11 protein-coding genes and 3 rRNA genes are annotated in these 16347 nt (G+C 43.4%); 2 read left to right on the top strand and 12 right to left on the bottom strand.

Going from position 1 to position 16347, the window contains the following annotated elements:
- Positions 1–7 precede the first annotated feature (7 nt).
- From nadC to AC4PHM_RS12810, 9 genes are all read right to left on the bottom strand, one after another.
- On the bottom strand, positions 8–880 hold the full coding sequence (gene nadC / locus AC4PHM_RS12850) for a carboxylating nicotinate-nucleotide diphosphorylase (RefSeq protein WP_492018150.1): 873 nt from the start codon (positions 878–880) through the stop codon (positions 8–10).
- Entirely contained in the window at positions 873–2381 is a 1509-nt protein-coding gene (gene nadB, locus AC4PHM_RS12845; RefSeq protein WP_492018148.1) for an L-aspartate oxidase, read from the bottom strand. The genes nadC and nadB overlap by 8 nt, the downstream gene beginning before the upstream one ends.
- Positions 2374–3285: a quinolinate synthase NadA gene (gene nadA / locus AC4PHM_RS12840; protein WP_492018147.1), complete on the bottom strand. Its 912-nt coding sequence runs from the start codon at positions 3283–3285 to the stop codon at positions 2374–2376. Before nadA ends, nadB begins: the two co-directional genes overlap by 8 nt.
- A 78-nt stretch (positions 3286–3363) precedes the next feature.
- Entirely contained in the window at positions 3364–3876 is a 513-nt protein-coding gene (locus AC4PHM_RS12835; RefSeq protein ID WP_492018146.1) for a transcription repressor NadR, read from the bottom strand.
- 222 nt (positions 3877–4098) lie between these two features.
- Positions 4099–4776, bottom strand: a complete 678-nt coding sequence (locus tag AC4PHM_RS12830) for a GntR family transcriptional regulator (protein ID WP_492018145.1) — start codon at positions 4774–4776, stop codon at positions 4099–4101.
- Positions 4777–4973: 197 nt separating this feature from the next.
- A 5S ribosomal RNA gene (gene rrf / locus AC4PHM_RS12825) occupies positions 4974–5090 on the bottom strand.
- A 158-nt stretch (positions 5091–5248) separates the two neighbouring features.
- Positions 5249–8171 (bottom strand): 23S ribosomal RNA (locus tag AC4PHM_RS12820).
- A 253-nt stretch (positions 8172–8424) separates the two neighbouring features.
- Positions 8425–9956: ribosomal RNA gene (locus tag AC4PHM_RS12815) — 16S ribosomal RNA — on the bottom strand.
- Together the 16S, 23S and 5S rRNA genes form the textbook arrangement of a ribosomal RNA operon.
- Positions 9957–10368: 412 nt before the next feature.
- Positions 10369–11523, bottom strand: a complete 1155-nt coding sequence (locus AC4PHM_RS12810; protein WP_492018144.1) for an ABC transporter substrate-binding protein — start codon at positions 11521–11523, stop codon at positions 10369–10371.
- 121 nt (positions 11524–11644) lie between these two features.
- Here AC4PHM_RS12810 and trpS point away from each other — a divergent pair, with 121 nt between their 5' ends.
- Positions 11645–12625, top strand: a complete 981-nt coding sequence (trpS, locus tag AC4PHM_RS12805; RefSeq protein WP_492018143.1) for a tryptophan--tRNA ligase — start codon at positions 11645–11647, stop codon at positions 12623–12625.
- A 71-nt stretch (positions 12626–12696) separates the two neighbouring features.
- Here the strand turns inward: trpS and AC4PHM_RS12800 are convergent, their stop codons facing one another.
- The 3 genes from AC4PHM_RS12800 to AC4PHM_RS12790 all read right to left on the bottom strand — a co-directional run bounded on the left by AC4PHM_RS12800 (position 12697) and on the right by AC4PHM_RS12790 (position 14355).
- Positions 12697–13500: a SigB/SigF/SigG family RNA polymerase sigma factor gene (locus AC4PHM_RS12800; RefSeq protein ID WP_492018142.1), complete on the bottom strand. Its 804-nt coding sequence runs from the start codon at positions 13498–13500 to the stop codon at positions 12697–12699.
- Positions 13501–13611: 111 nt separating this feature from the next.
- Positions 13612–14010 (bottom strand): ATP-binding protein, encoded by a 399-nt coding sequence (locus tag AC4PHM_RS12795; protein WP_492018141.1) that lies wholly within the window; start codon positions 14008–14010, stop codon positions 13612–13614.
- Between the two features lie 30 nt (positions 14011–14040).
- Positions 14041–14355: an STAS domain-containing protein gene (locus AC4PHM_RS12790; protein WP_492018140.1), complete on the bottom strand. Its 315-nt coding sequence runs from the start codon at positions 14353–14355 to the stop codon at positions 14041–14043.
- A 297-nt stretch (positions 14356–14652) separates the two neighbouring features.
- Here AC4PHM_RS12790 and AC4PHM_RS12785 point away from each other — a divergent pair, with 297 nt between their 5' ends.
- A complete protein-coding gene (locus tag AC4PHM_RS12785) occupies positions 14653–16293 on the top strand; it encodes a hypothetical protein (RefSeq protein WP_492018139.1) in 1641 nt (546 codons plus the stop codon).
- The last annotated feature ends 54 nt before the right edge of the window (positions 16294–16347 follow it).

Genomic DNA, 16347 nt, shown 5'->3' with positions numbered 1-16347 from the left:
TCGTCCCTCAGTCTATAAATTTCATGTGGATGTCAAGTGCACGTGCAGAATGTGTCAAAGCACCAGAGGAAATCACGTCCACCCCAGTCTCTGAGAGCGCTTTAAGCGTTTCAAGGGTCACGCCGCCCGAAGCCTCAAGTACGACACGATGATCATTAAGCACCACCGCTTCTCGTACTTGTGCGACACTCATGTTGTCCAGCATAACAATATCTGCACCTGCCTTGATGGCCACTTCCATACCATTTAAATCCTGAACTTCGATCTCAAGTTTTACCGTATGGCCAACTTTGCCTTTGATGGCTTCAAGGGCCTCTCTGATGCCGCCACACGCTTGAATGTGGTTATCCTTGATCAGAACCCCTTCTGAGAGGTTAAACCTGTGGTTGAAGCACCCACCGCATCTGACGGCGTACTTCTCCAGTGCTCTGAGTCCAGGTGTCGTCTTTCGCGTATCAACAATTTTTACGCCCGTATGGCTGACCGTTTCTGCATATTGTCTGGATAGCGTCGCAATCCCTGACATGCGTTGCATGAGGTTCAAACAAAGGCGCTCACCCTTGAGGAGAGCGTGGGTTGGTCCTTCGATTTCGGCAACCAAATCACCTTTTGACAACCTCTCACCCTCACTCTTGTAATAGGTGTACTGCATCTGTCCAGGTGCCAGCGCTTCGAAAACGGCTTCAATTACTGGCGTCCCACAAAGAACACCGTCTTCTTTGAAAACAATTCTGGCTTTGCTGACAGCTCCTGGTGAAATAAGCAAATCCGTTGTCAAATCAATGTAATGAAGATCTTCTTTCATTCCTTGATTGACAATGTCTTTTAAAATCAGATTGATCAATGGATACTCTCCCTTCATGCCAGCAGAATTATTCAATCACGAAGCTCCCAACAGATTTTTTGATTGAAAGCGCATCCAGAATCAGCGCCTTCGCGACCTGAAGGCCATTGAAGACTTCAAATTCCTCTGTTGTTGTCAGTTCTGTGTTTTCAATGTCCTGAAATGCTATCTTGATTTGTTCAAGTGCATTTTCAAGAATATCATTATGCTTGACCAGAGGAAGTGCAGTATCAAAAATCTCGCGGAGCGCATATTTAGAGATATTAGGTTTGTCAGATTCCAGGACCAATTGTGGGGTCGCTTTGTACGCCTTGACCAATGTCATTTGCGGCTTCTTTGTTTCCAAAACTCTTACAATACGCTCACTCAGTGCCATGCATTCCAAAAGCGAGTTGCTCGCCAATCTGTTTGCCCCATGAAAGCCTGTACCAGCCGCCTCCCCGGTAACATAAAGACCTTTGACCGGTGTAGCGCCGGTGCTGTCCGCCATAACACCACCCATATGATAGTGTTCGACAGGCTCGATCGGAATTGGCATAGTTTCAGGATGAATGCCATTCTCCACACAAACCTTATAAATATTCGGGAATCTTGACTGGAAGAAAGCCGGTTCCAAGTGTCTCACATCTACAAAAACTTCAGACCCAGTATTAAATTGGTCATGAATCGCCTTGGAGACCACGTCTCGAGGCGCCAGTTCCATTAAAGGATGAAGTTCCTTCATAAACCTCACGCCGGCGCTGTTGATCAGGTGACCGCCTTCTCCCCTGACGGCCTCAGAAATTAGAAAATAGCCACCCGCTTTAAGTTTAAAAGCTGTCGGGTGATACTGAATGTAAGCCGCGTCTCTTAGCGGAATCCCCGCTCTCAAGGCCATAGCCAATCCATCTCCGGTGACAACCGGTGCGTTGGTCGTTCTAGAAAACCATCCGCCTATGCCTCCTGTTGCTAATACAACAGCATTTGAAGCCACACATTGGTTGAGGCCGTTCATATTGTAAGAGACACCAAGAGTACCATTGTGATCTGAAATCACATCTATGGCGAAGGCATACTCCAGTACATCGATGTTCGGACAGCCTCGTACCCGACGGATCAGCGCCTCCATTAATGCCATCCCCGTTGTGTCCCTCGAATGCACAATTCTACGTTTTCTATGGCCACCCTCCATGGTCATGTTTAACTTATTTCCCTCGTCTTTATCAAATTCCACGCCATAGTCAAGCAACCGGCCAAGGACCTTTTCACTCTCACTGACCATGGCTTTGACCACACGCAAGTCATTCATATAAGCGCCAGCTGCCAAGGTATCCTCAATGTGGCTGTTTAACTCCCCGTTCAATGTAAGAGCAACCCCGCCCTGCGCCAATTGGCTGTTGCAAACGGATAAACTGTCCTTTGACAGAACCAGGGCTTTGAAATGCGTCGGCAGAGCCGCAGCCAAATATAAACCGCTGACACCGGCACCAACAATCACTACATCATAATATGGAGTTTCTGCATTCAGACAAACCTCCGTTAAATACCGTCTAGCCATTGGGATTCAACATCCTTAAAAGTGCACCTTCCGCGCGCTGCCTCAAGTCCTCATCCATTACAATCTCAGGAACGCCGCCATTAAGCGCTTTTTCCACGTCTGCCAGGGTCGTCTTTTTCATGTTCTGGCATACCAGGCAGCCTGACAGCAAATGGAATGTCTTTTCCGGTGCAACCTTTTTCAAGGAATGCAAAATGCCCGCCTCCGTTCCAATAATAAAACTATTGTCCTCTGACTTCACTGCATGATCAATAATTTGCGCCGTACTCCCCATGAAGTCAGCAAACTTCCACACGCTGGGGTTGCATTCCGGGTGCATTAACACCTTGGATTCCGGATGTGCCTCAATAGCTTTGACCACATCCTCCTCTTCTACACGCTCATGAGTGATGCAGAAGCCATCCCAGAGAATTACCTCCTTGTCTGGGATCTGCTGGGCCACAAATCGCCCCAGGTTTCTGTCCGGAAGGAAGATAATCTTATCTTCCTTCATTGCTTTGATCAACGATACGGCGTTGGAAGACGTACAGCACAAATCGCTCAAAGCCTTTACTTCTGCCGATGTGTTGACATAAGCTACCACAGGGACTCCTGGATACTTTTTCTTAAACTCACTCAATGCCGCTGGTTCTACCATGTCCGCCATAGGGCATCCCGCATCAGGATTGGCAAGGATCACCTTCTTGGAAGGATTAAGAATTTTGGCACTTTCTGCCATAAAATGTACACCACAAAAAATTATACAATCCTTATCCGTACTTTGGGCATACTTAGCCAACATATAGGAGTCGCCGACAATATCTGCTATTTCCTGAACCTCTGAGATTTGGTAATTGTGCGCCATAATCAGTGCGTTTTTTTCCTCTTTAAGGTTCTTAATTCTTTCAATTAAGTTTAATGACACTTTATGTACACATCCTTTACTTGTATAATCAGGTGTCTTGTCACCCTTTGGTAAAAAAATGTGCGGACTTTCCCGTTTTTATAAAGGAATAAATCCACGCTCTTTCAACTTTGCTTCAATCTTTTCAAATACACCGCTATTCGGAACTTCAATAGTGTGATAGTGTTTCCCGTCCGTCAGAGAAGCCAATGGCATGGCATCAGAATTCCGAACCTTCCTGATAAATGCTTCAAGATCCGCACGGCTGTTGATCATCAGCGTTACAACGATCTCTCCGTAGACAGGATGCTCTACCATCACATCTATAATCCTGCCTCCAAGATCCACAATGATAGACAATTCCTCTTCCAATGACTCCAAGCCGCTGTGGATCGACTGCAGGGTTCTTATATGGGATCTGATCCTGGGCTTTGGGATTAAATAACCGTTGGAAGTCGAAACGATTTGAAGCCCTGAAGCCCGAAGAACTGCAATATCCTGAACAATCACCTGTCGACTTACATTAAATCGCTTCGCAAGACTAGACCCTGTGACAGCCTCCTCACTTTCATGAAGTATGGCAGCAATTTTATTGCGTCTTTCTTCTGTCAATCACAACACCTCACTACATCTGCATACTTAGATCATTATATCAAAAACAGCATTAATAATCTCATCTATTTAATCGTTAATAATAAATCAAATGTGATTTAAGTGGTTTAGGGGGATATCTCTGTACCTGATTGCTATAAATTTCCTCAATACTAAAAAAATCTGCAGCTAAACTAGAGTCAGCTGCAGAGGTCATAACATAAAAATTATCAGGATATTGCATTATTTCTGATCTTCAGATATAGTTCTGATTCGATCCACATTTGCCCGAGAATTTGATATGTGCTTGGTAATCGATTCAACAGCCCGTTCCTCATCTCTGCTTATAAACGCCTCAAGAATGGTTCTGTGTTCCGTAAGGGCCTTATCCATTCTACCTTCCATTCGAAGAGACGCATTCCTGGTAGACTTGATAAAGAGCTGAAAATCCTTTAATAAATGCTCCAAATATCTACTTTTTGTCGCATGATAAATGGTTTCATGAAAAATGGTATTCAACTCGAAAAATTTATCAACATCTTGTTTAGCTGCATAAAATTCCATTAGTTCAAAGATTTCTCTCAATTGATCTAATTCTGCTTTCTCCATTCGATGAATAGACCATTTGGCAGCAATCGCTTCAATAGCCAATCTGATTGTATAAATATCGCTGATATCCTGATCTGTAATTCCTTTAACAATGACGCCTCGATTAGGAAGGTTTTCTACCAAACCATCCAGTTCCAGTTGTTTCAGTGCCTCTCTAACAGGTGTTCTGCTAACCCCAAGTTCATCAGCCAGCTTAGCCTCAACAATTTTTTCACCTGTTACATATTTGCCGCTCAAAATATCATCCCTGACTCTATCAAAGATAATCGTCGTCAATGATTTGTTCTCTTTTTTCTGATCAAATATATCCATAAAAGGTCCCCCGTTAATTGTATGTACATTTGTCTTAATTCTAACATTTGTTTGAAACCTAAGCAACTTTAGTTGACTGTGAACGCATTTTTTTTACATACTACCCTCTACAAGAAACTGGGTGTTTGACACCGAGTTTCGTCCTGTTATGCAATAAAAAACGGACATCTGCGTAATGCAAATGTCCGTTTTTTGTTACCCGGCGACGACTTACTCTCCCAGGGGGCTGCCCCCCAAGTACCATCAGCGATGAAAGGCTTAACTTCTGTGTTCGAGATGGGAACAGGTGTGGCCCTTTCTCTATAGTCACCAGGTTAGCGACGAGAGGCAGCACAGCTCTGCTGCGCGTTCGAGGAGCGGTTTTTCACCAAAGGTGAAAAAAACTTCCTTGATCTCTTGTCTCACATTGAAAGTATTTTTCACACCTTCAAAACCGCATACGGAAGATTACTCTAATATCGATTTGTAAACCTTGATCAAGCCCTCGACCTATTAGTATCTGTCAGCTGAAAGCGTTACCGCTCTTACACCTCAGACCTATCAACCTGTTAGTCTATCAGGGGTCTTACTTCTTTCGAATGGGAAATCTCATCTTGAGGGGGGCTTCGCGCTTAGATGCCTTCAGCGCTTATCCCTGCCGCACATAGCTACTCGGCCGTGCTCCTGGCGGAACAACCGATACACCAGCGGTGCGTCCATCCCGGTCCTCTCGTACTAAGGACAGCGCCTCTCAAATTTCCTGCGCCCACAGCGGATAGGGACCGAACTGTCTCACGACGTTCTGAACCCAGCTCGCGTGCCTCTTTAATGGGCGAACAGCCCAACCCTTGGGACCTACTTCAGCCCCAGGATGAGACGAGCCGACATCGAGGTGCCAAACCTCCCCGTCGATGTGGACTCTTGGGGGAGATAAGCCTGTTATCCCCGGGGTAGCTTTTATCCGTTGAGCGACGGCCCTTCCATTCGGTACCGCCGGATCACTAAGTCCTACTTTCGTACTTGCTCGACTTGTCTGTCTCGCAATCAAGCTCCCTTTTGCCTTTGCACTCTTCGCGCGATTTCCAACCGCACTGAGGGAACCTTTGAGCGCCTCCGTTACATTTTGGGAGGCGACCGCCCCAGTCAAACTGCCCACCTGGCAGTGTCCCCAAGCCGGATCACGGCTTCGGGTTAGAACAGCGATATTGAAAGGGTGGTATCCCAACGTCGACTCCGCACAGACTGGCGTCCATGCCTCTTAGTCTCCCACCTATCCTGTACATCCAATACCAATGTTCAGTGCCAAGCTACAGTAAAGCTCCACGGGGTCTTTCCGTCCTGCTGCGGGTAATGGGCATCTTTACCCATACTACAATTTCACCGAGTCCATTGTTGAGACAGTGCCCAAATCGTTACGCCTTTCGTGCGGGTCGGAACTTACCCGACAAGGAATTTCGCTACCTTAGGACCGTTATAGTTACGGCCGCCGTTTACTGGGGCTTCAATTCAGTGCTTCGATCGCTCTGACACTTCCTCTTAACCTTCCAGCACCGGGCAGGCGTCAGCCCCTATACATCATCTTTCGATTTAGCAGAGACCTGTGTTTTTGTTAAACAGTCGCTTGGGCCTGTTTTCTGCGGCCCCAGTCGGCTTTGACACCGTCTGGGGCACCCCTTCTCCCGAAGTTACGGGGTTATTTTGCCGAGTTCCTTAACAATGGTTCTCTCGCTCGCCTTAGTATTCTCTACTCATCTACCTGTGTCGGATTGCGGTACAGGCGCCTTATAACTCGATAGAAGCTTTTCTTGTCAGTCTGAAATCAGCAGCTTCGTTACTTAGTTTCACTCCCCATCAAGCGTCATCCTTATACAGGGGGATTTGCCTCCCCGTACAGACTTCGCCCTTGGACGCACTCTTCCAACCGTGCGCTCTGCCTATCCTCCTGCGTCACTCCATCTCTCAAACGCTATTTGGCGGTACAGGACTCTTCACCTGTTGTCCATCGCCTACGACTTTCGTCCTCAGCTTAGGTCCTGACTTACCCTGGGCGGACGAACCTTCCCCAGGAAACCTTAGATTTTCGGCGGGCAGGATTCTCACCTGCCTCTCGCTACTCATGCCAACATTCTCTCTTGTGTAATGTCCAGCACGCCTTTCGGTATACCTTCTGCCCTTACACAATGCTCCCCTACCCCTGATGCATAGCATCAAGCCGTAGCTTCGGTAGCAGGTTTTAGCCCCGGACATTTTCGGCGCAGAACCACTCGACTAGTGAGCTATTACGCACTCTTTAAATGTATGGCTGCTTCTAAGCCAACATCCTAGTTGTCTGTGCAATTCCACATCCTTTTCCACTTAACCTGCATTTTGGGACCTTAGCTGACGGTCTGGGCTGTTTCCCTTTCGACCATGAATCTTATCACACATGGTCTGACTCCTAAAGTTAAGATCACGGCATTCGGAGTTTGATAAGCTTCGGTAGCCGGTGAAAGCCCCTAGGCCATTCAGTGCTCTACCTCCGTGTCTCATTCTTTAAGGCTAGCCCTAAAGCTATTTCGGGGAGAACCAGCTATCTCCGAGTTCGATTGGAATTTCTCCGCTATCCACAAGTCATCCCAGCCTTTTTCAACAGACATGGGTTCGAGCCTCCACAAAATTTTACTTTTGCTTCACTCTGCTCATGGATAGGTCACCCGGTTTCGGGTCTACGTCACACAACTTTCGCCCTATTCAGACTCGCTTTCGCTTCGGCTCCGTACCTTAAGCACTTAACCTTGCTGCGTAACGTAACTCGTTGGCCCGTTCTACAAAAAGTACGTGGTCGCGCATCTTCAGGCGCTTCCACTGCTTGTAAACATAGGGTTTCAGGTTCTATTTCACTCCCCTCCCGGGGTTCTTTTCACCTTTCCCTCACGGTACTATGCGCTATCGGTCACCAGATCGTATTTAGCCTTGGGAGATGGTCCTCCCTGCTTCCCACAGGATTTCACGTGTCCCGTGGTACTCTGGATCGAGCTCTTTCAGTCTTCACCTTTCGTCTACGGGGCTATCACCCTCTACGGCAGCGCTTTCCAGCACTCTTTGACTAGGTTACCTCTTACTCTATGGCTCGTCCGCAACCCCGACGCCCGTAGGCCTCGGTTTGGGCTGTTTCCCTTTCGCTCGCCGCTACTCAGAAAATCGATACTTTCTTTCTCTTCCTTCGGGTACTTAGATGTTTCAGTTCCCCGAGTCTCCCTTCCGCACACTATGTATTCATGTACGGATATCTGCCCACTACGGCAGATGGGTTTCCCCATTCGGACATCTGCGGATCAAGGTTTGCTTGCAACTCCCCGCAGCTTTTCGCAGCTTACCACGTCCTTCATCGGCGTCTGGTGCCAAGGCATCCACCCTATGCTCTTTATTGCTTGATCATATGACGATCTCTCGTCATGGGTTTATCCTCGACATTTCTTCGTTTTCTTCCATATGCAGTTTTCAAGGTGCGAGGCGCAAAAGCTCGCAAGTCGATCGCCGACCTTACGGCGCTCTCCTTTCGACTTTTGCTCTGTTGATGATGCAAAGTTACCAAGTAACCTTACGCCAACAACTCAATATGATGTTTTTAAGAAATTGATTTTCATCAATCCCTCAAAACTAAACAGTGTACCCCAATTTTCTCCTTAGAAAGGAGGTGATCCAGCCGCACCTTCCGATACGGCTACCTTGTTACGACTTCACCCCAGTCATTGGTTTTACCTTCGACAGCTTCCTCCTTACGGTTGGATCACTGGCTTCGGGTCCCCCCAACTTCCATGGTGTGACGGGCGGTGTGTACAAGACCCGGGAACGCATTCACCACGGCATGCTGATCCGCGATTACTAGCAACTCCAACTTCATGCAGGCGAGTTTCAGCCTGCAATCCGAACTGGGACCGGCTTTAAAAGATTTGCTTCACCTCGCGGTTTCGCTTCTCGTTGTACCGGCCATTGTAGCACGTGTGTAGCCCAGATCATAAGGGGCATGATGATTTGACGTCATCCCCACCTTCCTCCGGTTTGTCACCGGCAGTCCCTCTAGAGTGCCCACCATAATGTGCTGGCAACTAAAGGCAAGGGTTGCGCTCGTTGCGGGACTTAACCCAACATCTCACGACACGAGCTGACGACAACCATGCACCACCTGTCTCCTCTGTCCCGAAAGACCTGCGCTGCTAAGCGCCATTCAGAGGGATGTCAAGACCTGGTAAGGTTCTTCGCGTTGCTTCGAATTAAACCACATGCTCCGCTGCTTGTGCGGGTCCCCGTCAATTCCTTTGAGTTTCAGTCTTGCGACCGTACTCCCCAGGCGGAATACTTAATGCGTTAGCTGCGGCACCGGGCTTTGACCCCCGACACCTAGTATTCATCGTTTACAGCGTGGACTACCAGGGTATCTAATCCTGTTTGCTCCCCACGCTTTCGTGCCTCAGCGTCAGTTACAGTCCAGAAAGCCGCCTTCGCCACGGGTGTTCCTCCTAATATCTACGCATTTCACCGCTACACTAGGAATTCCGCTTTCCTCTCCTGCACTCAAGCTGACCAGTTCCAAAGGCTTACAATAGTTAAGCTATTGCCTTTCACCCCTGGCTTGATCAGCCGCCTACGCACCCTTTACGCCCAGTGATTCCGGATAACGCTTGCCCCCTACGTATTACCGCGGCTGCTGGCACGTAGTTAGCCGGGGCTTCCTCCTAAGGTACCGTCACTTCTTCTTCCCTTAGGACAGAGTTTTACGACCCGAAGGCCTTCTTCACTCACGCGGCGTTGCTGCATCAGGCTTGCGCCCATTGTGCAATATTCCCCACTGCTGCCTCCCGTAGGAGTCTGGACCGTGTCTCAGTTCCAGTGTGGCCGTTCACCCTCTCAGGTCGGCTACTGATCGTCGCCTTGGTGAGCCGTTACCTCACCAACTAGCTAATCAGACGCGAGCCCATCCTGTACCGCTTGTGGCTTTGCCCATTGGACCATGCGGTCCTTTGGGGTTATGGGGTATTAATCACCGTTTCCAGTGGCTATCCCCCTGTACAGGGCAGGTTGCTCACGCGTTACTCACCCGTCCGCCGCTTTCATAGTCTTCCCTTTGGCCGAAGCCTCCAGTCCAACTAATCGCGCTCGACTTGCATGTGTTAGGCACGCCGCCAGCGTTCATCCTGAGCCAGGATCAAACTCTTAATCATAATCCTTAAACTGCAGTTGTAACACTGACTTCCGTTATTTCCATAATCAGAAATCACTTTGCCGGTTCCAAGCAGAACCGACTTTTTATTTCAGAATTTTGGGTTGTACACTGTTTAGTTTTCAAGGATCGAATGTGTCGCTCTCAATTTCAGAGTGCTTAATTATTATATCTATTTAATCATCATTTGTCAAACACTTTTTCATTTTTTTTGATTTACTTGATTTCAAAGTGTTTCAGATATTCTCTGTCAACAGACGACTTGCCTATCTTAACACGCAGTATAGGCCACGTCAACCTCAATTTATAAAGTTTGAATTATCAGTTTTTAGTTGTTTTTAATAATAAATGTTATTAAAAAATCCCTTCATTATAAGCAATGCAAAACGCATGCAGAAATAAAGGGACATTGTTTAGTTGTCTATAGTTTTTAGGGATCTGATAACCCCATTTTCAATGGTTTTAATAATTAAATTCCGCTCGGGCTCACCGAACTCATTCATTGTGATAAGACCAGCTGCGCCAGCCAAATTTGAAGTTTCCTCAAGTGCATTTCGTATTTCTTCTGGATTTGATGACTGGGATCTTTGAATGGCATCTTTTATCATCAAATAACCATCATAGCCGAGAGCGGCAATTGAAGTAGGTTCTTTTCCGTATTTATTCCTATAATTTTCAGCAAAAACTGTGGATTCCTGCGTCAATGCAATCTCACTCGAATAAAAGGATGAAAAAATGACACCTTCGACGGCTTTTCCTCCATAAGTTATAAAGACGTCATTATCCCAAGTATCCCCACCAATAAAAATCCCATTATAGCCTCGTCCTATTGCTGTCTGAATCCACTGGGCAGACTGATCATACCCACCCGGAATAAAAATTGCTTCTGGATCCAGTGATATGATCTTGTCGACTTCATTTACATCAATTGAACGATTGGGGTTATACTCTAATTTAAATATCACAGAATCAGAATCAGAATCATTTAATTCAATAAATCTTTCGACGAAAAAACGGCCCAAACCATTGGAATAATCATTGCCTTGCTCTGTGACCAACGCTACTTTGCGAAAACCCAAATCATAATAGGCATAATTGGCTAACTCATTACCTTGAAAAGAATCTGAAAAACATGCTCTAAAATAATAATCGTTTCCAACTGTCAGATCTTGATTCGTACTGGTAGGAGCGACTGCAGGCACTTTTAAATCGCTCAATATAGGGCCGGCGGAAAGAGATAATGTAGAACTCCAGCTTCCAATCAGAGCACTTACACCTTCATTTTGAATTAAATTACTTACTACTGCGGCCGATGTTAACTTATCAGATTGATTGTCCATGATCACCAATTCAATTTTAATGCCATCCACTTCAGGATAAAGCTGATTAGCTAGTTTGATCCCTTCAAGTTCCAGATTACCCGCGTATTTATAAAGACCAGAGATGGGTTCGAAAACTCCAATCTTAACAACTTCAGGGCGATGTACTGTTGGGTTATCAAACTCCTCTTCAGTGGTCGAAGAATTGCATCCCACTGCCAAAAAGCATACCAGAAACAAAACTATCATTATATTGAACTTCAATGTCCGCCGCAAATGAGACACCCTTTCTACAACCATCGGAAAAAATTGAAACAATGAATGAAGTATATTATAATGTGAATAATTCATCCACAGGGAGGTAACATCAATGAAACGAATATTTTCCGGCGTACAACCTACCGGTCAGATACATCTTGGAAATTATATCACCATGAAGAATTTTGTCAAACTACAAGACGACAATGATTGTTTTTACTGCGTCGTTGACATGCACTCTATAACTGTACCTCAAGATCCTGAAACATTAAAAAAGAATTCCGTTGATTTAGCTGCTTTGTACATAGCAATTGGACTGGATCCAAAGAAAGTGACTCTATTCCTGCAATCTACTGTTTCCGCCCACGCTGAATTGGCATGGATTTTACAGTGCCATATTTATATGGGAGAGCTTAGCAGAATGACGCAGTTCAAAGATAAAAGCAAGGGAAAAGAGGTCTTTTCCACAGGATTATTTACCTATCCTGCACTGATGGCAGCTGATATATTGCTATATGATACACACTACGTGCCGGTTGGTGAAGACCAAAAGCAGCATATTGAATTGACTCGAGATGTCGCGATTAGATTCAACAATAGATATGGTGACACCTTTGTAGTTCCTGAGCCAATGATTCAGGAAGTCGGCGCCAGAATTATGGCGTTGGATGATCCGTCTTCCAAGATGAGTAAAAGTAATCCGAATGAATTTAGTAAAATCACAATTTTGGATTCTCCTGACCGGATCAAAAAATCAATCATGAGAGCTACCACTGACAGCGAAAGTGAAGTGAGATATGATCTTATACAAAAGCCTGGCATTAGCAATCTTATGTCCATTTATTCGTTAATTGATGGAACTGCACTCAAAGATATCGAGAAAAGGTATGCCGGGCAAGGTTATGGACAGTTCAAGAAAGATCTGGTTGAAATTGTAAATAACCAATTGAAACCAATTCAAGATCGATATCATGAAGTGTTATCTTCCGGAGAGATAATTGAGATTTTAAAAGCTGGTGCTCAACATGCTGATCTGACCGCCAATCACGTCCTTGATAGGGTCAAGGATAAAGTAGGTTTTGTAAGATTTTAGTAACTGAATGATAAAAGCCCGAGAAAATTCACAATTTTCTCGGGCTTTCGTTTTATGTTTTAAATTTACTTCTAAATTTCTGTCAGTTTCTTATATTCTTTTTTGAATTTTCTAAGGATTTTTTTCTCCATTCGAGAAACAGTCATTTGTGAAACGCACAATTCATTAGCTACCTGAATTTGAGTTTTATTCTCGAAAAATCGATCTTTAATTATTTTGATTTCTACTTCATTTAGCTTTTCCATACATTTATCAATAAAATCGCGATTTTCAACAAGATCAAAATATTTGTCGTCCTCACCAACTATGTCTATCAATTGAATATCCTTATCGTCACCATTTGAATCAAAACTAATATCCAATGATTTTGGTGTATATACCTGGGAAGCTTCCATTGCTTCAATGATCTGTTCTTCAGTGCAATTCAAATAGAGCGCCAAATCCTCAATTTTAGGAACGCGCTGTAGGTCTTGCTGCAATTTAACTTTTGCTACATTAATTTTCTTTGACAACTCCTGGATACGACGAGGAACTCTGACCGACCAGCCTTTATCTCTAAAATACTTCTTAATTTCGCCAATAATTGTTGGCGTAGCAAAGCTAGAGAACTCAAATCCTCGATCGATGTCGAAACGCTCAATGGCATATATCAATCCCAGCGCTGCAACCTGATAAATATCCTCATAATCAATCCCTTTATTGATATACTTCTTTGAAAGAATCTCCGTGATGTAAATATAACGCGTTATGAGTTCATTTCTAATTTCAAGATCCTTCGTTTCTTTGTAAAGCCTGAAGAGCACTTTGCTGTCAACTTGCGACAGGTCCTTGATTTTTTCAAAATCAAGCGCCTTCGAGTCCAACGTATTGCCCATCTAATCAGCCCCTGTTTTCAATAGAATGCTGATGCAAACCTCATGTTTGCATCTGGCTCCTATCTCTCTCTATATCTCTAGGAACAATAGTTACTTTTAATTATCTAATCATTATTCTAGGTACTTTGTCAATACGATTCTGGTTCCATTTCCAATTTCAGTGAAAACTTGTACATCATCCATCAAAGACTTCATGATAAAAAGACCCAATCCATTTTCTTTGTGATTGTTTAAATCAGGTGTTTCGTAATGATCCAGGCTAAAACCATAACCTTTATCTTCAATTTCAGCAACAAAAGTGCCATTGCTCACAGTAAAATTAATACCAAAATATTCGTCTGAACGACTATGAATCACGGCGTTATTGCAAGCTTCTCCCACCGCAACTTTAATATCTTCCACTTCTTCAAAATCAAATCCCATTGTATTTGCAATTACAGATGCAGTGAGCCTCGCAACACTTACAAATTCAGCTTTGCTTGGCAAAGTAATTGTTACATTATCTACCATTGATTCTCCACCTTCATTCTGTTCTAGATGTCATACAATGACAAATATTTTATCGAGGCCAGTGATGCTTAATAATTTCTTCATATTAGACTGAGCATTCATAATATAAATGTTCTTTTCTTTTGTTTTTACCCTTTTTAAAATGCCAATCAAGACACCTAAACCGGTGCTGTCGATGTAAGTCAAACGCTCACAGTTCAATTGCATGTTTGACTCATTTTCATCCAACATTGCATTAAGCTCGTCTTTTAGCCTTCCGCTTGTTTGGATATCTGCGTCACCGACCAGTTCAACCTCCCATTGAATTGTATGTTCATTAAATTGCTTTATAATCTGAAGTGACACCGTACGCCCCCCTTAATAGAATCAGCCAAATCTATTGTACCCTCGAAAAAGCTTCACTAAACCTAGAAATTCGATGATAAATTTAAACCTTCAACAAAAGCATGCCACTATTATACGACTAATTTCTACAAACGTACAACTTGATTTTTATTTTAATACTGTCCGTGTATCACGGTTAACTAATTTAATAACATGAAACCAATTTTGAATATCTTGAAGTCTATGATGCGAAATAGTAGAATTAGTTAGAACAAACGTTTTGCACCAATCAGATTCAAATCTTTGGGGGCGCTTACATTGAAACGAAGGATCCACTGGAAGATAATTTTTTCTCTTACAACTTTGTTACTTTTTTCTGTACTCTTTATGGTCCTCTATATCGATTTGATGAAACTTCCTGATAGTGGATTGAGTAGAGGAATCGAACTCATTCAATTTGATATAACTGGCGACTATGAAGATTATTATGCCAAAAATACCTTTATAGTTCCGGAGGCTGACTCATTTCTTTTAACTTATGCAGATTCATCCTCTGTAACCACAATGAAGTTCGATGCTTCAGGGGAACCGTTGAATGCTTTAAAACTAAATACATCAGCTTCTGTGCAAAACATAAATGGGCAAAGATCTGTGAATGAAGATAGTCTAAATCTTTTTTATAAAGATAGAAATCAGCTTTTTTTTGAACAGTCTTTTTCTTTGAAGACCGGTGAACCGTTAAGAGATGCGGTGTTGATCGTCAACAATCCCCGCAGAGCTCACCTTGGCTCAGACCATTTGCTTTATGCCAATGACCATGCCATATATTTATATTATGAAGGAGAGCACTACAAGATTTCAGAAGCAAATTATATTGAAACCCTGACTTCAAATCATACAGGCAACCGATGGTATATTACATTTACCTATTATGATCAGACTGCCTATCGACAAAAACTTGTTGTTATGAATGAATTCATGGAACCCTTGAAAGAGGTTGAACTTCAGAAATATGTCGGCAGCAATTCCATGATCCCTTCAGAAATAGCACTTTTTATACATCAAAACCACTATTTCTCAACCACTGTACTTAAAGATCAAAAAAGCGGAACAAATTATGTTCATATGTTCGATGGACCGATTGATTCATCAGAGCAGTTTGATACGACAAAATTTACCTCCAAAAATTATTCACTCTTCCCAACCTATTACTTGAAGAACAATCGGGTTATGATTGCATTCTCTTTCAATACTTCAATTGGAAGAGTAGATATTCAGACTTCAGGAGGACAATTTACAAATCTTGTTACAAGTGAAGTAAACGAAATGAGTTTTAATACTCTAACAAACAGCATACATCCTTCAATTAAACCATTTTTTTTCGAATTGAGAACTGAGCCATCTTCAAATAAAAACCAATATTTAGTTTTCTCTGAAATTTCAAAAGGTCAGTCAACATTATACTTAAGTTCTAACCATCCTGAACTTATTGAAAAAAGTTTAAATATCAAAAGCAAAGAAATTATAAACCTTTTACTGACAACGCTAACAACCTTTATGCCGCTTTCTTACTTAGGATTAATTCTTGAGGTCTATATTTTAATGCCAATCCTGATCCTCGTGTTGATTGCCTCTATGTTTTATATCAACTGGGCAGAACGCAATGGCGATAAATTGTTGAAGGTTTCAATCCTGCTTCATATTATTGCAAAGTTTATATTCGTTAACTCAAAAATTATTGGTCAGACAGAGAAATTTGAAAACTTTCCATTTTTTATAGATACACCTGCAGAGGTATTTGGATGGGGGATAGCTTTAACCGCTATTGCGCTCTATTGTTTCATGGATTTCAGTAAGAGAAATAAAGGCACCCACTATATGAAATCCTATATCTTTTTTAATATTATTGATCTTATCTTCTTTATCATGTTGTATACGCCTTATCTGTTTTTGTCATAATTTCAAAGGATACTCTTCTGGCATGTCATAGGATCATATTCCTATGGCATGCCT

The sequence above is a fragment of the Acidaminobacter sp. QWL-03 genome, assembly GCF_058683855.1.
Note: the sequence above shows the minus strand (reverse complement) of the source record. Positions and strands in the feature narration are given on the sequence as shown.

Coding starts and splice junctions, on each gene's coding strand:
- nadB (WP_492018148.1), bottom strand. CDS start 2,381: ATGGCTAGACGGTATTTAACGGAGGTTTGTCTGAATGCAGAAACTCCA.
- AC4PHM_RS12830 (WP_492018145.1), bottom strand. CDS start 4,776: ATGGATATATTTGATCAGAAAAAAGAGAACAAATCATTGACGACGATT.
- AC4PHM_RS12810 (WP_492018144.1), bottom strand. CDS start 11,523: ATGATAGTTTTGTTTCTGGTATGCTTTTTGGCAGTGGGATGCAATTCT.
- trpS (WP_492018143.1), top strand. CDS start 11,645: ATGAAACGAATATTTTCCGGCGTACAACCTACCGGTCAGATACATCTT.
- AC4PHM_RS12800 (WP_492018142.1), bottom strand. CDS start 13,500: ATGGGCAATACGTTGGACTCGAAGGCGCTTGATTTTGAAAAAATCAAG.
- AC4PHM_RS12795 (WP_492018141.1), bottom strand. CDS start 14,010: ATGGTAGATAATGTAACAATTACTTTGCCAAGCAAAGCTGAATTTGTA.